The 19,778-nt window shown below is 70.0% G+C and carries 17 protein-coding genes; 9 read left to right on the forward strand and 8 right to left on the reverse strand.

What is annotated here, in order from left to right:
• Positions 1 to 7: 7 nt before the first annotated feature.
• Both AA0Y20_RS14355 and nusA read right to left on the reverse strand, forming a co-directional pair.
• Complete coding sequence (locus AA0Y20_RS14355) at positions 8 to 259, reverse strand: YlxR family protein (RefSeq protein WP_112617239.1); 252 nt, start codon at positions 257 to 259, stop codon at positions 8 to 10.
• Positions 260 to 289: 30 nt separating this feature from the next.
• Positions 290 to 1,276: a transcription termination factor NusA gene (nusA, locus tag AA0Y20_RS14360; protein WP_412935585.1), complete on the reverse strand. Its 987-nt coding sequence runs from the start codon at positions 1,274 to 1,276 to the stop codon at positions 290 to 292.
• Between the two features lie 141 nt (positions 1,277 to 1,417).
• Here nusA and AA0Y20_RS14365 point away from each other — a divergent pair, with 141 nt between their 5' ends.
• The 3 genes from AA0Y20_RS14365 to AA0Y20_RS14375 all read left to right on the forward strand — a co-directional run bounded on the left by AA0Y20_RS14365 (position 1,418) and on the right by AA0Y20_RS14375 (position 4,136).
• Entirely contained in the window at positions 1,418 to 2,026 is a 609-nt protein-coding gene (locus tag AA0Y20_RS14365) for a GPR1/FUN34/YaaH family transporter (RefSeq protein WP_412935586.1), read from the forward strand.
• Between the two features lie 98 nt (positions 2,027 to 2,124).
• Positions 2,125 to 3,231, forward strand: a complete 1,107-nt coding sequence (locus AA0Y20_RS14370) for an NAD(P)-dependent alcohol dehydrogenase (protein WP_413331694.1) — start codon at positions 2,125 to 2,127, stop codon at positions 3,229 to 3,231.
• A gap of 95 nt (positions 3,232 to 3,326) precedes the next feature.
• Positions 3,327 to 4,136, forward strand: coding sequence for a DUF1206 domain-containing protein (locus AA0Y20_RS14375; protein ID WP_412935591.1), 810 nt, complete (start codon positions 3,327 to 3,329; stop codon positions 4,134 to 4,136).
• A gap of 122 nt (positions 4,137 to 4,258) precedes the next feature.
• On the opposite strand, the gene AA0Y20_RS14380 is transcribed toward AA0Y20_RS14375, so the two are convergent.
• Genes AA0Y20_RS14380 through AA0Y20_RS14390 form a run of 3 tightly spaced genes read right to left on the reverse strand, consistent with a single transcriptional unit; the run spans position 4,259 to position 7,761 of the window.
• Positions 4,259 to 6,016 carry a proline--tRNA ligase gene (locus AA0Y20_RS14380; RefSeq protein WP_412935593.1) on the reverse strand — a complete coding sequence of 586 codons (1,758 nt, stop codon included), beginning with the start codon at positions 6,014 to 6,016 and terminating at the stop codon, positions 4,259 to 4,261.
• A gap of 39 nt (positions 6,017 to 6,055) precedes the next feature.
• Entirely contained in the window at positions 6,056 to 7,234 is a 1,179-nt protein-coding gene (locus tag AA0Y20_RS14385) for a hypothetical protein (protein ID WP_412935595.1), read from the reverse strand.
• A complete protein-coding gene (locus AA0Y20_RS14390) occupies positions 7,225 to 7,761 on the reverse strand; it encodes an RNA polymerase sigma factor (RefSeq protein ID WP_412935597.1) in 537 nt (178 codons plus the stop codon). Before AA0Y20_RS14390 ends, AA0Y20_RS14385 begins: the two co-directional genes overlap by 10 nt.
• 59 nt (positions 7,762 to 7,820) lie before the next feature.
• Between AA0Y20_RS14390 and pcp the strand changes: the two genes are divergently transcribed.
• The gene (pcp, locus tag AA0Y20_RS14395; protein WP_412935599.1) at positions 7,821 to 8,459 is read left to right on the forward strand and encodes a pyroglutamyl-peptidase I; all 639 of its coding nucleotides are present in this window, start codon (positions 7,821 to 7,823) and stop codon (positions 8,457 to 8,459) included.
• A gap of 12 nt (positions 8,460 to 8,471) precedes the next feature.
• Here pcp and AA0Y20_RS14400 read toward each other — a convergent pair whose 3' ends face one another.
• Both AA0Y20_RS14400 and ispG read right to left on the reverse strand, forming a co-directional pair.
• Positions 8,472 to 9,539, reverse strand: coding sequence for a hypothetical protein (locus AA0Y20_RS14400; RefSeq protein ID WP_412935600.1), 1,068 nt, complete (start codon positions 9,537 to 9,539; stop codon positions 8,472 to 8,474).
• Between the two features lie 67 nt (positions 9,540 to 9,606).
• Positions 9,607 to 10,737: a flavodoxin-dependent (E)-4-hydroxy-3-methylbut-2-enyl-diphosphate synthase gene (gene ispG, locus AA0Y20_RS14405; protein WP_412939657.1), complete on the reverse strand. Its 1,131-nt coding sequence runs from the start codon at positions 10,735 to 10,737 to the stop codon at positions 9,607 to 9,609.
• 238 nt (positions 10,738 to 10,975) lie between these two features.
• Between ispG and AA0Y20_RS14410 the strand changes: the two genes are divergently transcribed.
• On the forward strand, positions 10,976 to 12,913 hold the full coding sequence (locus AA0Y20_RS14410; protein ID WP_412935601.1) for an anthranilate synthase family protein: 1,938 nt from the start codon (positions 10,976 to 10,978) through the stop codon (positions 12,911 to 12,913).
• Positions 12,914 to 12,937: 24 nt separating this feature from the next.
• On the opposite strand, the gene AA0Y20_RS14415 is transcribed toward AA0Y20_RS14410, so the two are convergent.
• Entirely contained in the window at positions 12,938 to 14,242 is a 1,305-nt protein-coding gene (locus tag AA0Y20_RS14415; RefSeq protein ID WP_412935603.1) for a M50 family metallopeptidase, read from the reverse strand.
• Positions 14,243 to 14,298: 56 nt separating this feature from the next.
• Between AA0Y20_RS14415 and AA0Y20_RS14420 the strand changes: the two genes are divergently transcribed.
• From AA0Y20_RS14420 to pflB, 4 genes are all read left to right on the forward strand, one after another.
• The gene (locus AA0Y20_RS14420) at positions 14,299 to 14,886 is read left to right on the forward strand and encodes a hypothetical protein (protein ID WP_412935605.1); all 588 of its coding nucleotides are present in this window, start codon (positions 14,299 to 14,301) and stop codon (positions 14,884 to 14,886) included.
• Between the two features lie 57 nt (positions 14,887 to 14,943).
• The gene (locus AA0Y20_RS14425) at positions 14,944 to 15,645 is read left to right on the forward strand and encodes a DUF1775 domain-containing protein (protein ID WP_412935607.1); all 702 of its coding nucleotides are present in this window, start codon (positions 14,944 to 14,946) and stop codon (positions 15,643 to 15,645) included.
• A gap of 66 nt (positions 15,646 to 15,711) precedes the next feature.
• Positions 15,712 to 17,316 (forward strand): Mur ligase family protein, encoded by a 1,605-nt coding sequence (locus AA0Y20_RS14430; RefSeq protein ID WP_412935609.1) that lies wholly within the window; start codon positions 15,712 to 15,714, stop codon positions 17,314 to 17,316.
• Positions 17,317 to 17,498: 182 nt separating this feature from the next.
• The gene (gene pflB, locus AA0Y20_RS14435) at positions 17,499 to 19,772 is read left to right on the forward strand and encodes a formate C-acetyltransferase (protein WP_412935612.1); all 2,274 of its coding nucleotides are present in this window, start codon (positions 17,499 to 17,501) and stop codon (positions 19,770 to 19,772) included.
• Positions 19,773 to 19,778: the final 6 nt, after the last annotated feature.

Genomic DNA, 19,778 nt, shown 5'->3' on the forward strand with positions numbered 1-19,778 from the left:
TAGCCGTTCAGCCTTTGCGCTGGTGATCAATCGGGAAATCCTGCGTGTCCAGTGGGCCGGACACCCGCAGGGCTCGTCCGAACGCGCGGCGCCGCAGTGCGGCATCCATGCATTCGTGCGTCTCGTGCACCCACGCGCCCCTGCCCGGAAGCGAGGCGGCCCGATCTGCGATCAAGACGCCGTCGCGGGCCACGACTCGCAGGAGTGAGGACCGGGAGGCACGCGCGCGACAGCCCACGCACGTTCGAACAGGTTCCATTCTACCCCCTCGACCGAGTTCCCGGTTTCGTCAGGACTCCAGGATCGAGTCGGGCTGGATGTCGATCTTGGCGCCGGTGAGCTTCGCGGCCAGGCGGGCGTTCTGCCCCTCCTTGCCGATCGCGAGCGACAGCTGGTAATCGGGGACGAGTGCGCGGACCGCCTTCGTGGCCGCGTCGAGGACGAAGCTCGACGTGACCTTCGCCGGCGACAGGGCGTTCGCAACGAACACCGGCAGGTCGGCGTTGTAGTCGATGATGTCGATCTTCTCGCCGCCGAGCTCTTCGGTGACGGCGCGGACGCGACGGCCCAGCTCGCCGATACAGGCGCCCTTGGCGTTGATCGAGGGGTCGTTCGCCTTCACGGCGATCTTCGTGCGGTGACCCGCCTCGCGCGCCAGCGACGTGATCTCGACGAGACCGTTGGCGATCTCGGGCACCTCCATGGCGAAGAGCTTGCGAACGAGGCCGGGGTGGGTGCGCGACACGGTGATCGAGGGACCCTTGGTGCCCTTGGAGACGGAGGTGACGTACACGCGCAGACGCGAGCCGTGACGGTACTCCTCACCCGCGACCTGCTCCTCGGGCGGGAGGATGGCCTCGATCGTGCCGAGGTCGACGTGCACCATGCGCGGGTTCGGGCCCTGCTGGATGACACCGGCGACGATGTCGCCCTCCTTGCCCCGGAACTCGCCCAGCACGGCGTCGTCGGCGATGTCGCGCAGCCGCTGGCTGATGACCTGCTTCGCGGCGAAGGCGGCGATGCGGCCGAAGTCGTCGGGGGTCGACTCCTCCTCGCCGATGACGACACCCTCGTCATCGCGCAGCGGCACGTAGATCGCGACGTGGCCGGTCTTGCGGTCGAGCTCCGCACGAGCCCCCTCGGGCAGCTCGCCGTCGGGCGAGGTGTGCTTGGCGTAAGCCGTGAGGACCGCCTGCTCGATGATGCGGATGAGTTCGTCGAAGGGGATCTCCTTCTCTCGCTCGACGGTGCGCAGCAGTGAGAGATCGATGTCCATGGGGGCCCTCCATATTCAGCTCTTGTCCGGGCGCGTCTCGCGCTCCCGGCATCCATCCAACGTTACCCGATGGGGCTGGGAACGTGTTTGCCCGGCGCCGACGGCGCCGCGTCGAGCCGGCGATCTCGGGATACTGAGGGCATGACCGAACGCACCCCCCGCCTCGCCGACCCCGGACTGATCGGGTTGCTCGGTTTCGTGATCGCCACGCTCACGGCGCAGTTGGAGCACCTCGGGCTGCAGAACGAGAGCCCGGTGTTCTGGGTCGGAGCCGTCTTCGGGGGCGTGGTCCAGGTCACCGCGGGGATGCTCTCGTACTTCGCCGGCGACGACTTCCACTTCATCGTCTACAACGCCTTCGGGTGGTACTGGATCTGCATGCCGGGCTTCCTGCTCGGCGGCGAGCTCGGCTTCTTCGAGGTCGACGGCCCGGCGAGAGGTGTCTTCACGCTGATGTTCGCGATCCTGGCGCTCGTGTTCGCGCTCTCGGCGGCAGCGCGCAACACCGTGCTGCCCGTGACGCTGCTCGCGGTCGCGGTCGGCCTCGGACTGCAGACGATCACGGCGTTCGGCGGGCCGGCGGCCATGGGTGCAGCGGGCTCGGTCGCGCTGCTCGCGGCGTCCGCGCTCGCGGCGTACATGCTGCTCGAGAAGTTCTACACGCGGACGCTCGGGCGCAGCATCCTCCCTCTCGGCCCCGCATGGTTCCGGACCGCCTCACGTGTATCGATTCAGGCGCATACTGTTTGAGGACCGGGCGGCCCGCGCTGCGGGAGACGACGCCCGATCGTGACATCGGTCGCGACGACGGCACTGCCGCCGCGACCGCAACGCGAAAGGAACCTCACATGACCACCAACGCGCACGCCGCCGTCCTCCGCGGGCAGGACGCCCCGTTCACGTTCGAGGAGATCATCCTCGACGACATCCGCCCGAACGAGCTGCTCGTCAAGGTCGCCGCCACCGGCCTCTGCCACACCGACCTGGCCGTGCAGCACGGCCACATCCCCGCCGCGTTCCCCTTCGTGCTGGGCCACGAGGGCGCCGGCACCGTCGAGCAGGTCGGCGATGCCGTCGTCGGCTACGCCGTCGGCGACAAGGTCGCGGTCTCGTTCGCTTCATGCGGGCACTGCACCAACTGCCTCACGGGACGCGAGGCCTACTGCCGCAACTTCATGGCGCTGAACTTCGGCGGAGCCCGCGAGGACGGATCGGCCACCATGACCGCCGCCGACGGATCGGGCGTGCACGGCTCGTTCTTCGGTCAGTCCTCGTTCGCCAGCCATGTCATCGTCGAGGCCCGCAACGCGGTGAAGCTCCCCGAGACGGCCGACGTCGAGATCGCCGGCCCTCTCGGCTGCGGCGTGCAGACCGGCGCCGGCACCGTGCTCAACTCGCTCGACGTGCCCGCCGGCGCGTCGGTCATCGTGACCGGCACCGGAGCCGTGGGGCTCTCCTCGATCATGGGTGCGAAGGTCGCCGGGGCGACGACGATCATCGCGGTCGACATCATCCCCGAGCGGCTCGACTTCGCCGCGAAGCTGGGCGCGACCCACACGGTCAACAGCAAGGACAAGGATGCCGTCGAGCGCATCCTCGAGATCACGGGCGGGGTCGGCGCGGACTACGCCGTCGACACCACCGCCGTGCCCGCCGTCGTCGACACGATCGTCGCCGCCACCGCCTTCGGCGCGAAGATCGCACTGGTCGGTGTGCCGAAGCCCGGAACCGAGATCGCTCTCGCGTCGATCTCGGGATCCGGAAAGACCTTCGTCGGCGCGATCGAGGGCGACGCCGTGCCGCAGAAGTTCATCCCCGAGATGCTCGCGCTGCACGAGGCCGGACGCTTCCCCTTCGACCAGCTCATCACCAAGTACCCGTTCTCGGAGATCGAGCAGGCCATCGCCGACACGCAGTCGGGCAAGGCGGTCAAGGCCGTCCTCGTCATGGGCTGACGAACCGGACACACCGATCGGGCCGGAGCACGCACATCGCTGCGCGCTCCGGCCCGCTCCGTCCCGTCGGGCGCGGGAGGCCGTAGGCTCGCGGGATGGCCGAACACGGGGTGCACGACGCGGCACGCGCTGTCGAACGGCATCCCGCGGCGCGCGTGCTCGCCCGGGGCGGCTACGTCGCGAACGGTGTCGTGCACCTGCTGATCGGCTCGCTCATCGTCGCGGTCGCCTTCGGCGGCGAGCGCGACGCCGATCAGACGGGGGCCTTCCGCGCGGTGGCCGAGCTTCCGCTCGGCTTCGTCGCGCTGTGGGCTGCAGCCGCTCTCCTGTCCGCGCTGGGCGTGTGGCACCTCGCCGAGGGCATGCTCGCCTCACGGCGTCGGCGCGGTGCTGCGGTGTGGGGCCTGCGGGTCTCCGAGTGGGGACAGGCGATCGTGTTCCTGTTCTTCGGCGGGTTGTCCGCCGCTGTGGCGCTCGGCGCCCGCCCGCAGGCGGACGAGGCCGCGCGCGATGCGAGCCGCGGCATCCTCGCTGTTCCCGGCGGCGTGTTCGCGATCGTGCTCGTCGGCGTCGGTGTCGCGATCGCCGGAGTGGTCTTCGTCGTCATGGGCGTGAAGCGTTCGTTCCACTCGAAGATGACGATCCCCGACGGGCCCGTGGGGCGAGCCGTCGAAACCCTCGGCGTGGTCGGTTTCATCGCGAAGGGCGTCGCTCTCGGGTCGCTGGGCGGCGTGCTGATCGTCGCGGCTGTGCGCTCGCGCGCCGACGAGGCAGGGAGCCTCGATGCCGCCATCCGCGCACTCCTCGACCTGACGTTCGGCCCCGAGATCGTGACGGTGGTGGGAATCGGGCTCATCGCCTACGGCGTCTTCACCGTCTTCCGCGCACGCTACGCCGAGCTCTGAGGCCCGGCCTCTCGACGGCTGCCCACCCCCAGCCTGCTTCGAGCGCACTTCGGCACGTCGTGCGCACGAAGAAGTGCGCCGGATGCCGCGACCTGCGCGGCATCCGGCGACGAAAGGTGAGATCAGCGGGCGGTGAGTCGAGCGACGGCGTCGGCGACCGCGACGGTCTCGCGCTCCCCCGAGCGACGGTCCCACAGCTCGACCTGGCCGTCGGCCGCGCCGCGTCCGACGATGACGATGCGCGGCACGCCCACCAGCTCGGCGTCACCGAACTTCACGCCGGGTGACACCTTCGGACGGTCGTCGTAGACGACGTCCAGGCCCGCTGCCTCGAGCTCTCCCGAGAGCTGCTCGGCCAGCTCGAAGGCTGCGGCGTCACGGCCCGTCGCGACGACGTGCACGTCGAACGGTGCGACCGATGCCGGCCAGATCAGTCCGCGCTCGTCGTTGTTGAGCTCGGCGATGATCGCGAGGATGCGCGTCACGCCGATGCCGTACGAGCCCATCGTCACCGTGACGAGCTTGCCGTTCTCGTCGAGGACCTTCAGCCCCAGCGCCTCGGCGTACTTCCGGCCGAGCTGGAAGACGTGGCCGATCTCCATGCCACGCGCGATCGAGACCGGACCCGAGCCGTCGGGTGCCGGGTCGCCCTCGCGCACCGTCGCGACCTCGACGAACGCGTCGGCCGTGAAGTCGCGGCCCGCGACGAGCGAGTGCACGTGCTTCTGGTCGATGTTCGCGCCGGTGATCCACGAGGTGCCGTCGACGACACGGGGGTCGAGGACGTAGCGGATGCCCGTCGCCGATTCCTCGCCGAGCACCGGGCCCTCGGGCGACCAGGGGCCGATGTAGCCCTTGACGAGCAGCGGGTTCTTGGCGAAGTCCTCAGCCGTCGCCGGCTCGACCTCCGCCGGCGCGAAGGCGACCTCGACGCGCTTGTCGTCGACGTCGCGGTCGCCGGGCAGGCCCACGACGACGAGCTCGCGCGTGCCGTCGAGGTGCGTGAGGGCGAGCACGACGTTCTTGAGCGTGTGCGCCGCGGTGTACTCGCCCTCGAGGTTCGCGTTGACGTGTGCCACGAGCGTCTCGATCGTGGGGGTGTCCGGCGAGTCGAAGATGACCGGCTCCGGCAGCCCGTCGATCGGTCCGGCCCCGGGGACGACCGTCGTGAACGCCTCGACGTTCGCGGCGTAGCCGCCGTCCGACCGGACGAACGAGTCCTCGCCGACGGGCGTCGGGTGCAGGAACTCCTCCGAGCGGGACCCTCCCATCGCACCGGCATCCGCCTGGACGATGACGTACTCGAGACCGAGACGCTGGAAGATGCGCTCGTACGCGTCGCGCTGGGCCTGGTAGCTGGCCTCGAGCCCGGCGTCGTTCGCGTCGAACGAGTACGCGTCCTTCATCGTGAACTCGCGGCCGCGCAGCAGGCCCGCGCGGGGGCGCGCCTCGTCGCGGTACTTGTCCTGGATCTGGTAGATCGTCAGCGGCAGATCCTTGTACGACGAGTACAGGTCCTTCACGAGAAGCGTGAAGGCCTCCTCGTGGGTGGGCGCGAGCAGGTAGTCGCCGCCCTTGCGATCCTGCAGGCGGAACAGCAGGTCGCCGTACTCCTCCCAACGCCCCGTCGCCTCGTACGCCTCGCGCGGCATCAGAGCCGGGAAGTGCACCTCCTGCGCACCGGCGGCGGCCATCTCCTCACGCACGACGCGCTCGATCTTCGCCTTGACGCGTAGGCCGAGCGGCAGCCACGCGAAGATGCCCGCTGCCTGCGGTCGGATGTAGCCGGCGCGGATCAGCAGCCTGTGACTGGCGACCTCGGCGCCCGCGGGGTCTTCACGGAGCGTGCGGAGGAACAGATGCGACATACGGGTGACCACGAGTCGAGTCTACGGATGCCGCGGGGCCGCGATGTGCCGTCACAAGGCGCCGCCGAGTGCGGCGAGCGCACGCCGAGCGAGTTCTCGGTCGGTCTCTCCCTCTTGAACGGCGACGGTGACGACGTTCGACCCGTCCGTCGCGAGCAGGGTCGAGGGACGATTCTGGTCGGCGGGGACGAGCGCTGCTGACAGGCCCTCCCCCAGGTCGATCCGCTCGAGCCCGGCAGTGCGGTCATCCCACTGCCGGTGAGCGCCTGGATACAGCTGGATGGTTCCGAGACGCGAATCGTCTGCGGACGAGCGGATGGGACAGATCCACCGCGTGCCGAGCCGCTCGAAGACGAGCTCGTCCGGAAGCAGACCACCGCCCACGTAACCGATCACGTACTCGCCGACGAACTCCGAAAGCCCGATGCGCATACTGAAGCTGTCGCAGTCGGCGATCCCAGGCCCCTCGACGATGCCATCGGGGACGCTGGCCGCTGGCTCTCCGACGACACGGACTGACGCGAGGTCGATCGCGGCTGTCAGTATCTCCGTCGAAGGCTCCGTGGAGTGATCGCTCTCGGGTTCCAGTGAGGCACCGGCGAACACCCACCAGTCGCCGACGACCCGTGCCATCACGCAGGTGGTCGTCCCGTAGTTCACACCGCAGATCTTGTCGCGGTAGTAGTCCACATCATCATCCGAGATCGAGGCCGCCGGGTAGACGGAGACCTCCACGGATGTTGCGGCACGCCCGCGCGGATCTTGCGACGCCGCGTAGCGCACGCAACGCACGCCGCCCAGAGGTTCGGAGGGGTCGAATTCGGCCGCGTCGAACGTCGCGGTGCCCCATGCGAGCCTCTGCTCTTCGCCGCTCAGGCTGCCCGCGCCGAGAAGTTCGTCCCAGTCATCCATCGTGATCAGTTCTTCACATCGTCGTGGAACAAATGTTTCCGGCCGCTCCTCGACGCTCGACGTCGGGTCCGCCGTCGGCGTGGGGGTCGGGGTCGGGGTCGGCGTGGACGTCTCGACGGGAGTCGCGATGCGATCGTCGGGGCGGAGAGCCGCGAAGGCGACACCTGCGACGACGACGGCCACGAGTGCCGACGCGGCCGCTCCCGCGACGATGCGCGAGCGGCGCGCGCGGGCCGCGCGCAGCCGCTTCACACCCCCGACGACGCGATCGCGCAGCTCGCCGTGCTCGTTCGGGGTGAGCTGATCGTTCAGGTCCACGATGCCTCCAACGCCGTCATCTCGTCTCGTAGCCGGCTCTTCGCCCGTGAGAGGCGTGACTTGACCGTGCCGACGGGGATCCCCAGGGTCTGAGCGACATCGCGCTCGGGGTAGCCCTCGAGCACGCTGAGGACGACGACGCTCTGCTCACCGGCCGGCAGCTGCTTGAGTGCCGCGAGCACACCGCTCTCGTCGTGAGCCGACGGCGCCGCGGATGCGGACGCCGCGGGGGTCTTCGCCAACAGCGCTCGGTAGCGCCGCCCCGACCGCTCGAGATTGCGCGCCGTGTTCGCAACGGTCGTCACCAGCCACGGCAGCGGCGACCCGTCGACGAGGCGCACACTCGCGCGCTTGCGCCAGAGCTCGAAGAAGGCGATGGCGACCGCGTCCTTCGCGTCCTCGCGATCGGTCAGCAGGCGGCTCGCGTGCCGGAACAGCCGCGACTCGTATCTGTCGAACAGGTCTCCCAGCGCGGACTCGTCGCCCGCCCGGAGTCGCTTCCATGCAGCGGCCTCATCATCTCCCACACCCTGTAGTGTCCGGCACTGCCGAGAAGGTTCACGGATGCGCGAACTAATCTGAGCGGATGACGACCGTGCTGCTGACCGGATTCGAGCCGTTCGCGGGAGACGCGACCAACCCGTCGGGCGATGCCGTCCGCCGGGTTGCCCAGGAGTGGGATGGCCCCGAGCATCTCGTCACCGCGGTTCTTCCCGTGGAGTTCGACGGCGCTCGGCGCAGCCTCCTCCAGCTCATCGCGACGCACGACCCGGACGTCGTCGTCACCACGGGGCTGGCCGGCGGACGCACCGGCGTCACGATCGAGCGCATCGCCGTCAATCTCCTCGACGCGCGCATCCCCGACAACGCCGGCGACCAGCCGGTCGACGTCCCGTCGTCACCCGGCGGGCCCGCCGCCCACTTCGCGACGCTGCCCGTCAAGGCGATCGCCGCCGCCATCACGGATGCGGGTATCCCCGCCACCGTCTCGCACTCGGCCGGCACCTTCGTCTGCAACCACGTCATGTTCACCGCGCTCGACGCCACTGCACCCGCTGACCACCGCCGTGCAGGTTTCATCCATGTGCCGTACGCGACCGAGGACGCCCCCAGCGGTCAGCCCTCGCTTCCGCTCGTCGACATCGTGCGCGCCCTGCGCATCGCGCTGCGCACCGCGCTCGACACAGACGTCGACGCGTCTTATGCCGCAGGCACGATCGCCTGAGACGGCCTGGCTTCAGCGGGAGAGTGCGGTGAGCATCCGAGACAGGACCTCAGCTGCGACCTCTGCGTCCTGCGACCACATGCTCGCGATGTTCGTGCCGTCTGTCGCGAACACGCGCACCGATCCGTAGCCCGGATCGACGCCGAACGAGTCCGCGGCGCCGGCGACCTCGACGGCGACCGCCGTCTCCGCCGCGCCGGTGCGGAGCTGATTCCACTGCCAACCGAGACCGGGGGCTACGAGAGGGCTGAGGATGCGGAAATCGTGCGTGTTGTAGTCGAGCCGTTCGCTGTCGGAGAACATCGGGCAGGTCCGCGCGATCCCGGCTGAGGCGAACAGGACGTCCTCGGGCTGCTCCGACCCCTCCCAGTACCCGTGGCGATATGGGCCGACGATGTCCTCGAGACCGATGGCCTCCCCGAGCTCGACGCAATCGGGGATGGACCAGGTCTGGTCGGTGCGGTCGGCGGGGCGTGGCTTGGTCGCGGACGCGAGGTTCCGCGACACCGCCTCGACGGCTGCGCTCAGAAGCTCTTCCGGCGCTTCATACACCTCGGAGCCGACGGTTGCGCTGACCCAGTCGTCTCCCACGCGCACGCCGAGACGACAGGCGCTCGCATCGTAATTCGGTTCGCAGAACGCGACCGAGTACGCGGCGGCGATCTCGTTGGTCACAGCCGCGGCAGGCAGCACCATCGTGGTGAGGTTCCTGACGCCCGCGGCGGGCTCGGAGCCCTCCGCCGCATACCAGGTGCAGGCGAGACCCCCCGCGGTGCCGACGGGGTCGGCCCCCACGGGAACGGGACGTTCCGGCTCCCACAGCGCCATCTGCTCGGCGACGGTGATCGACCCCGCACCGAGGAGTTCGTCGCGCTGCTCGATCGTGAGCATCTGGTCGCAGTCACCGTCAAACGCCCGGACGGGCTCGAGGTTCGGCGTCGGCGTGGGTGTCGGAGAAGACGCGTCCGAAGACGGGCTCGCCGGCGACGGCGTCTCGGCCGCACGTTCGACGGGGGCGCATCCCGCCGCGAGGACGGCAGCGAGCGCGAGGGGCAGAAGCGCGGCAGAACGACGGAGCACGTCCTCAGCCTGGCAGGACCGATAAGCGCCTCGCGGCATGAACCGTCGAAGCGTTACCGAACCGATCTCAGGCGGTGACGACCTGGGCCGTGCCGAGCGGCGCGTCGGGGCCGAGCTCGTCGGCGATGCGGCGAGCCTCTTCGATGAGCGTCGCGACGATCTCCGATTCGGGCACGGTCTTGATGACCTCGCCCTTGACGAAGATCTGCCCCTTGCCGTTGCCCGATGCGACGCCGAGGTCAGCCTCGCGCGCCTCGCCCGGTCCGTTCACGACACAGCCCATGACCGCGACGCGCAGCGGCACGGTGACATCCTTCAGGCCCGCCGTAACGTCGTCGGCGAGCGTGTAGACGTCGACCTGCGCGCGCCCGCACGACGGGCACGAGACGATCTCGAGCTTGCGCTCCCGCAGGTTGAGCGACTGCAGGATCTGATGCCCGACCTTGACCTCTTCGGCCGGGGGCGCCGACAGCGAGACGCGGATCGTGTCGCCGATGCCCTCACCCAGGAGGATGCCGAAAGCGGTGGCGCTCTTGATCGTGCCCTGGAAGGCGGGACCGGCCTCGGTCACACCGAGGTGCAGCGGCCAGTCGCCGCGCTCGGCGAGCTGCCGGTAAGCCTTGACCATGACGATCGGGTCGTTGTGCTTGACCGAGATCTTGAAATCGTGGAAGTCGTGCTCCTCGAAGAGTGAAGCCTCCCAGACGGCGCTCTCGACGAGGGCCTCCGGCGTCGCCTTGCCGTACTTCTCGAGCAGGCGCCGATCGAGAGAGCCGGCGTTGACGCCGATGCGCAGCGAGACCCCGGCGGCCTTTGCAGCGCTCGCGATCGCTCCGACCTGGTCATCGAACTTCCGGATGTTTCCCGGGTTCACGCGCACCGCCGCGCATCCGGCGTCGATGGCCTGGAACACGTACTTCGGCTGGAAGTGGATGTCGGCGATGACCGGGATCTGGCTCTTCTTGGCGATGATGTGCAGCACGTCGGCGTCATCCTGCGAGGGCACCGCCACGCGGACGATCTCGCAGCCGGATGCCGTGAGCTCGGCGATCTGCTGCAGGGTCGCGTTGATGTCGGTGGTCGGCGTCGTCGTCATCGACTGCACGCTGACGGGCGCTCCTCCCCCGACGAGCACCTTTCCGACGCGGATCTGCCGGCTCTTGCGGCGAGGGGCGAGGACGTCCGGAACCTGGGGCATCCCGAGATTGACAGCTGGCACGGGCACAGCCTACGCGGCACCGCCGCAGACGGGCTGGGAGCAGCGCAGCGCCGCATCCCCGACGCGGGTGTGATAATTTCGCCCCATGCGCACGCGCCTCTCCTGGTGGCACACCGCCTAGGCGGTGTGTTCGACGTGCACACGTTTCAGACCGCCCGGCGTTGAAGGCCCGGCGGTCTTCTTCGTGGGGCGGGCGTTCCGACGAAGAAAGACGACGATGACCGGTTCCCTCCCGACCCTGACCGATCTCGCCGCGAGCGGTGAGCCGTTCGCGCTCATCGCGCGCGACGGGGCGAGCGTCGAGGTGCTCCGCGGCGACGTGGTCGACGTCGACCGGCTCGCCGACATCCCCTTGGACGATCCCGACGGCACACCGCGCGAAGTGCTCGCCCTCGTGCCGTTCCGGCAGGTCGTCGAACGCGGTTTCGTCTGCCACGACGATCGGGCACCGCTGCGCTGCCTGCGGATCGCCGACCACGACTCCCTGCCCCTGGCCGAGGCGCTGCGCCAGCTGCCGTCGGACCGGGTGCCGCTCGAGGATGCCGGCTTCGACATCTCCGACGAGGACTACGCCGACATCGTGCGGCGCGTCATCGCCGACGAGATCGGCCGCGGCGAGGGAGCCAACTTCGTCATCCGTCGAGACTTCACCGCAACGGTCGAGACGGACGCCGTGACCGCCGGCCTGACCTGGTTCCGCGCACTGCTCCAGCACGAGCGCGGCGCCTACTGGACCTTCCTCGTGGTGACCGATGGCCACGTCGCCGTCGGCGCCAGCCCCGAGGCGCACGTCAGCGCGCGCAGCGGAGCCCCCGCCGAGCCGGGCACCAGCATCGTGACCATGAACCCGATCTCCGGGACCTTCCGCCACCCCCGTGGCGGCGCGACGGCCGAGACCCTGACGGAATTCCTCTCCTCGACCAAGGAGACCGAGGAACTGTTCATGGTCGTCGACGAAGAGCTGAAGATGATGTCGGCCGTCTGCTCGGACGGAGGCCGCATCACCGGCCCCCACCTGAAGGAGATGTCGCGCCTGACCCACACCGAGTACATGCTGCGGGGATCGAGCACGATGGATCCGCGCGACATCCTCCGCGAGACGATGTTCGCTCCCACCGTCACCGGGTCTCCCATGCAGAACGCGTGCACGGTCATCGCGCGCCACGAGCGCACACCCCGCGGCTACTACTCCGGGGTCGCCGCCCTGTTCACTCCCGCGGCGGGCGGCGGGCACGATCTCGATGCGCCCATCCTGATCCGCACCGCCTACCTCGTCGACGGCCGGCTGCGCGTGCCGGTCGGCGCGACGCTCGTACGGCACTCCGACCCGGCCGGCGAGGTGGGCGAGACCCACGGCAAGGCAGCCGGCGTCCTCGGCGCGATCGGCGCCGTCGACCGCGACGAGGCGCCGTCCTCGATCGCCGACACCGCGGCGGTCGACGAAGACGCACCGGCCGCACAGCGCCCGCGGCTCGGCGACGACCCGACGATCGCCGCCCTCCTCTCCTCGCGCAACGCGCGTCTCGCGCAGTTCTGGCTCGACCCGCAGGCGGCCGAGGGCGGTCCCTACACGGGCCGCGAGGTGCTGGTCGTCGATGCCGAGGACCGGTTCACCACCATGCTGGGGCACCAGCTCCATCACCTCGGGTTCGGCGTGCGCATCGCCCCCTGGAGCGAGGTGACGGATTCCGCCGTCGACGATGCGGGCCTGGTCGTCTTCGGCCCCGGCCCCGGCGACCCCCGCGACGGCATGAGTCCCCGTATCGCGCGCATGCGCGAGCTCGTCGGTCGTCGCGCCGACGCGGGCAGCCCGCTGCTCGCCGTGTGCCTGAGCCACCAGATCCTCGCCGACCGGCTCGGCATCGGGCTCGCTCCCCTCGCGTCACCCCATCAAGGCCTGCAGAAGAGCGTCGACGTTTTCGGCGAGCCAGCATCGATCGGCTTCTACAACACCTTCACCGCGCGCGTCGCCCCCGGCACCACCGAGCGGGGCGGCACCGAGATCGCTGCCGATCCCTCATCGGGTGACGTCTACGCGCTGCGTGGTCCGGGGTATGCATCCGTGCAGGGGCACCTCGAGTCGATCCTGTCTCGCGACGGTTTGCCGACGCTCGAACGGCTCATCGGGTTCGCCCTGGCGCCCGTCCCGGCCTGACGTGCGCCGCCCCGGCGACGAGCGTCAGCCGAGGATCGAGATCGGATTGAACACGTCGGCGAGGATCAGGGTCCCACCCATCACGATGAGCCCGATCACGACCACGAAGGTGACGGGGACGAGCTTCGTGGCGTCGACCGGCCGCGGCGCGGGACGGCGGAAGAGCTTCGCCCAGACGCGCTTGATCCCGTCCCACAGGGCCACCACGACGTGGCCGCCGTCGAGGGGCAGCAGGGGCAGCAGGTTGAAGATGAACAGCGCGATGTTCAGCGAGCCCAGCAGGCCCAGCAGGTCGACCACGCGGTCCTGAACGGGGGCCTCGGTCGCCGCGACCTCGCCCGCGATACGCCCCGCACCCACCACGGACAGCGGCCCGTTCGGGTCGCGCTCGCCGCCGGTGACGAGCGCCACTCCCGTCTGGTAGACCTTCACCGGCAGCTGCCAGATGACGCCCGCGACGGCTCCGAGCCGCTCGACCGCCTGCTGGGGGCCGCTCCAGATCGGCTGGGGGACGTTGACTCGCGTGCCCGTCATGCCGACGAACCCGACCTCTTTCACCTCGGTGATGCCGTCTGCGTTCACGATGGGGCGTTCGGCCGCGATCGGGGTGACCTCGAGCGTGACGCGGTCGCCGTCGCGCTCGACGACGATCGGGATCGTCCGTCCCGGCGACGCCTGGATGATCGCCGTCGCCTCGGCGTAGCCCGAGACGTCGGTCCCGTCGACGGCGACGATGACGTCCCCCGGACGGATGCCGCCGGCGGCAGCGGGAGACACGGGATCGCCTGCCTCGCACGCCGTACGATCAGCGCCCGTAGGGATGACGCATTCGTTGACCGCGGCGATGGTGGGCGAGACGCTCGGGATGCCGATGGCGCTCAGCGCGATCGCGAAGAGAACCATGGCGAGCACGAGGTTCATGAACGGGCCGCCGACCATGATGACGATGCGCTTCCACACCGACAACTGGTAGAACGCCGGACGCGTGTCGTTCTCGACGAGCGTCTCGGCGTTGGCGAGGCGGGCGTCCTGCACCATCGCGCCGAAGAAGCGCCCGCTGCGGCGCACCGCCGCGTCCGGCTCGTCGGGCGCCGGCGGGTACATGCCGGACATCGAGATGTAGCCGCCGACGGGCAGGGCCTTCACGCCGTACTCGGTCTCGCCGTAGCGCCGCGACCAGAGGGTGGGGCCGAGGCCGATCATGTAGCGGCCGACGCGCACGCCGAAGAGTTTCGCGGGGACGAGGTGGCCGACCTCGTGCAGAGCGATCGAGACGGCGAGCCCGACGACGAGCAGCACGACGCCGATGACGAAAGCGAGGACGGTCACGACCGCCCAGAGTACCCGCCGAGTCTTTGAATCGGCCCAGGCCGTAAACTCCAACCATGGAGCGGGCGCAGAGTGCGGCAGTGCGGCGTGCCCGCGCCGTGCGGGGAACCGCCTCCGCGGCGATCGCGACCGTCTTCGCCGCGACGGCCCACACCCTCTCGGGCGGTCTCGCACCGCTCTGGCTGATCGTCGTCGCGACGGCTCTCGCGGCCCCCGCCGCCGTCTGGCTCGTGGGCCGCGCCCCGTCGGCCTGGCGAACCGGCCTCGTCGTCCTCGCGAGCCAGGGACTGTTCCACACCTTCTTCTCCATCGCCGGTTCCGCCGACCCCACGGCGCCGCTGCCGCACATTCACGGTGCGACGATGACCGCCCTCGCGCCTCTGCCGCACCTGCATGCCGTCGGCACGAACATGACGGCGACGCACGTCCTCGCGGCCGCAGTCACCGTCGCGACTCTCGTGGTGGGCGAGCGCCTCATCCGCCTCATCCACCGCGGCATCCGTCGCTTCGCACGGCTGATGTCGCCGTCGCTCCGCCCGCGAACGCCGCTGCTGCGCCCGACCGCCGCGACCGAGCGCGTCGTGCCGGCGCGTCGTCTCCGTTCCTCTCTGTCGCTGCGGGGGCCTCCGGTCGCCACCGCGTGACCTCCCCTTCCCGTAGCGGACGGCACGACGCCGCCCGCATGTTCTGAGAGACGACAAATGACCCGCACCATCACCGCGCGCCGCCGTGCGCGCCTCGCCGTCGGCGTGACCGCCGGCGCAGCCCTGGCCCTCGCCCTCCCGCTCGCCGCATCCGCGCACGTCCACGTGACGCCGGAGGAGGTCGCCGCGAACGGCTCGACCCGCATCGACTTCTCGTTCAGTCACGGCTGCGACGGGTCGCCCACGACGGCGCTCGTCGTCGACATCCCCGCCGAGGCGCAGGGCGCGACGCCCGTCGTCGACGGCGCGTGGGCGATCACCACCGATGCAGGTGAGAACGGCTTCCCGACGCGGATCACATACACCGCGGTCGCACCCATCCCCGACGCGTATGCGGCCTCGGCCGGTATGAACGTGATCTTCCCGGGTTCGTCCGAGGGCGAGAGCTTCGCCTTCCCCGTGACGCAGCAGTGCGAGACGGGCGAGGCCGCGTGGGTGGAGATCGCTGAAGACGGTCAGGATCCGGACGACCTCGAGTACCCGGCCCCCGTCGTGGTGGTCGGGGCGGCGTCGGCCGACGAGCACGGCGGACACTCCGAGGGCGGCCACTCGTCCGGCGACACGGCCGATGCGGCCGACGCGGAGACGACCGCGGCATCCTCGGCCGCTGCCGACCCGCTGCCCATCTGGCTCTCGGCCGGTGCGCTCGTCGTCGCGGCCGCCGCGCTCGTCCTGGCCATCGCCCGCCGACGCGCCTGAGCACACCCGGGGCGGGCGCGTCAATCGACGTGGCCGCCCCGGAACCGGGGTGAGACAATGGTCGTAATGCCTACCGACGCCCCGAACCTCCCTCCCGTCCTCCGCCCCGAGAGTCCGCCGCGCCGCTCCCTGACAGAGCTCGCGGCGCATGTCGGCGGGCGGATCGTCGGCGCCGCCACCGACATCTCCGTGACGGGCATCACCCTCGCGACGGCGGATCTGCGGCCGGGCGAAGCCTTCGTTGCGATCCAGGGCGCCGTCCGGCACGGCGCCGAGTTCGCAGGGCGCGCTGCGGAGACGGGCGCCGCCGCGATCGTCACGGACGCCCGTGGCGCCGAGCTCGCTGCCGAGACCGGTCTGCCCATCGTCGTCGTCGACGACCCGCGGGCCCGACTGGGCGACCTCTCGGCCTGGGTCTACGGAACCGGGCGCGAGGACCGCCTCCCCCTGCTGCTCGGCACGACGGGCACCAACGGCAAGACGAGCGTCTCGCACCTCATCGAGGGGATCCTCGGCCAACTCGGCGCCGTGACGGGTCTCTCCTCGACCGCTGAACGCCACATCGCGGGCGAAGTCATCGTCTCGCGGCTCACGACGCCCGAGGCGTCAGAGTTCCACGCGCTGCTCGCCCTCATGCGCGAGCGGGGCGTCGAAGCGGTCGCAGTCGAGGTGAGCGCACAGGCCCTCACCCGCCACCGTGTCGACGGCGTGGTCTTCGACGTCGCCGGCTTCACCAACCTCACGCACGATCATCTCGACGACTACCGCGACATGACGGAGTACTTCGAGGCGAAGCTGCCGCTCTTCCGTGCCGACCGGGCACGGCGCGGCGTGGTGTGCCTCGACTCCGACGCCGGCGCGCAGATCGTCGAGCGTGCGGAGATCCCCGTCACGACCATCATCACGCCGGCGATCGCCGAGACGCCGGCATCGGCGGACTGGACCGTCGAGATCATCGAGGAACGTCAGAACGGCACCGAGTTCCGACTCGTCGGCACCGACGGGCGACAGCTCACCACGACCGTGCCCGTCATCGGACGGCACATGGCCGCCAACGCCGGCCTCGCGATCGTCATGCTCCTCGAGGGCGGCTACACGTGGGATGAGCTGGTGCGCGTCCTGGACGGGCAGCGCATCGACGCTCACCTCCCCGGGCGCACCCAGCGCGTATCGGGAGAGCGCGGACCGGCCGTGTACGTCGATTTCGGGCACTCGCCCGACGCGTTCGAGAAGACCCTCGCCGCCGTACGCCGCGTCACTCCCGGAACCGTCGTCATGGTGTTCGGGGCGGACGGCGATCGCGACAAGACCAAGCGGCACGACATGGGCGCCACGGCCGTTCTCGGCAGCGACATCCTGATCGTCACCGATCATCACCCGCGCTTCGAGGACCCGGACGCGATCCGGGCGACTCTGCTCGAGGGCGCTCGGCGAGCGCGGCCGGATGCCGACATCCGTGAGTCGTCGCCGCCGGAGAAGGCGATCGTCGAAGCGGTGTCGCTCGTCGGCGAGGGCGACGCGATCCTCTGGGCGGGACCGGGACACCAGGACTACCGCGACATCCGCGGAGTTCGCACCCCGTACTCCGCTCGGGAGCTCGCTCGACGCGCGCTGCGGGATGCCGGCTGGCCGGTACCCGAGCCCAGCTGGGCCGTGCCCTACGCCGACTGAGCGCGTTTGTGGTCGGACCACTGTGAAAAATCAGGGGTCCATCGTCGTCCTGTCGCTGCCGTGCACGATTCCGCCGCCCCCGGCGGCTCGGGCGTAGCGTCGGCCACAGGCACGCCGCGGCAGGCACGACCAGCGCCTTCCCCGCTCCCCGGCGGGCCTTCCGACAGGACGAAGGACCCACGATGAGCACAGTCATCCCGAGCACGACAGCACACGACGACGACGCGGTCCCCACCGCGTGGGCGGGTTTCACCCCGGGCCCGTGGCAGGACGACATCGACGTCCGTGACTTCATCCAGCGCAACTACGAGCCCTACACCGGCGACTCGTCGTTCCTCGTCGGGCCGACCGCCCGCACGACGGGGCTGTGGGACACCCTGAGCGAGATGTTCCCCGCCGAGCGCGAGCGCGGCGTGTACGACGTCGACGCCCTCACACCCTCGACCATCACGTCGCACGGTCCGGGCTACATCCGCCAGGAGGACGAGCTGATCGTCGGCCTGCAGACCGACGCGCCCCTGCGCCGCGCCATCATGCCCAACGGCGGATGGCGCATGGTCAAGGGCGCCCTCGAGACGTACGGCTACCCGGTCGACCCGACCCTCGAGACGATCTTCACCCGCTACCGCAAGACCCACAACGACGGCGTCTTCGACGTCTACCCGCCGGCCGTCCGCCGCGCCCGCAGCAGCCACATCATCACGGGACTCCCGGACGCGTACGGCCGAGGGCGCATCATCGGCGACTACCGACGCGTCGCCCTGTACGGCACCGACGCGCTCGTGGCGGCGAAGAACGTCGAGCGGGCCGAACTCGACATGCACCCCTCCACCGAGAACATCCTGCGCTCGCGCGAGGAGAACGCCGAGCAGATCCGCGCGCTGCACGAGCTCGCCGAGATGGCGGCCTCGTATGGTTTCGACATCACCCGGCCCGCCGCCACCGCCCGTGAGGCGATCCAGTGGCTGTACTTCGCCTACCTGGGAGCGGTGAAGGAGCAGAACGGTGCCGCCATGAGCTTCGGGCGCAACACCGCGTTCCTCGACGTGTACATCCAGCGCGACATGGCGAGCGGTGCCCTCACCGAGGCCGAGGCCCAGGAACTCGTCGATGACCTCGTCATCAAGCTGCGCATCGTGCGGTTCCTTCGGACGCCCGAGTACGACGCGCTCTTCTCGGGCGATCCGACCTGGGTGACCGAGTCGATCGGCGGCGTCGGCGAGGACGGTCGCACGCTCGTGACGAAGACCGCCTTCCGCTTCCTGCAGACGCTCTACAACCTCGGCCCCGCGCCCGAGCCGAACCTGACGGTGCTGTGGACCGACGCGCTGCCCGAGGGCTTCAAGGAGTTCTGCGCGCAGGTGTCGATCGACACCTCGTCGATCCAGTACGAGTCCGATGACCACATCCGCGCGCTGTGCGGCGACGACGCGGCCATCGCGTGCTGCGTCTCGCCGATGACGGTCGGCAAGCAGATGCAGTTCTTCGGAGCTCGGGTCAACCTCGCCAAGACGCTCCTGTACGCCGTCAACGGCGGACGCGACGAGGTGAGCGGCAAGCAGATCGCGCCGGCCGCCGCCCCGGTCTCGGGAGACGTGCTCGTGTACGACGACGTGCGCGAGCGCTTCCGGGTGATGATGGAGTGGCTCGCCGAGACGTACGTCGACGCGCTCAACTGCATCCACTTCATGCACGACAAGTACGCCTACGAGCGTCTCGAGATGGCCCTGCACGACGGCAACGTCCTGCGCACCATGGCGTGCGGCATCGCCGGACTGTCGGTCGCCGCCGACTCGCTCTCGGCCATCAAGTACGCGACCGTCGAGCCGGTGCGCGACTCCTCGGGCCTCGTCGTCGACTACCTCGTCCACGGTGACTTCCCCACCTTCGGCAACGACGACGACCGCGTCGACGAGATCGCCCGCGAACTCGTGTCGGACTTCATGTCGATGATCCGCAAGCACCAGACGTACCGCGACGCGGTTCACACGCAATCGGTGCTGACGATCACCTCGAACGTCGTCTACGGCAAGGCGACGGGCAACACCCCCGACGGCCGCCGCGCCGGCCAGCCCTTCGCCCCGGGCGCGAACCCCATGAACGGTCGCGACACGCACGGGATGCTGGCAGCGGCGCTGTCCGTCGCGAAGCTCCCGTTCGACCAGGCGCAGGACGGCATCTCGCTGACCACGACGGTGACGCCGAGCGGTCTCGGACGCACGCCCGACGAACGGGTGCGCAACCTCGTGGGGCTGCTCGACGCGCAGATGGCGTCCGACGGCTACCACCTCAACGTCAACGTGCTCACGCGCGAGACGCTCGAGGACGCGATGGTCAACCCCGACAAGTATCCGCAGCTGACCATCCGGGTGTCCGGTTACGCGGTCAACTTCGTGCGACTGACCCGAGAGCAGCAGCTCGACGTACTCAGCCGCACCTTCCACACGGGGGTCTGACTCCCG

The sequence above is a fragment of the Microbacterium pratiae genome, from assembly GCF_047302165.1.
GTDB lineage: Bacteria > Actinomycetota > Actinomycetes > Actinomycetales > Microbacteriaceae > Microbacterium.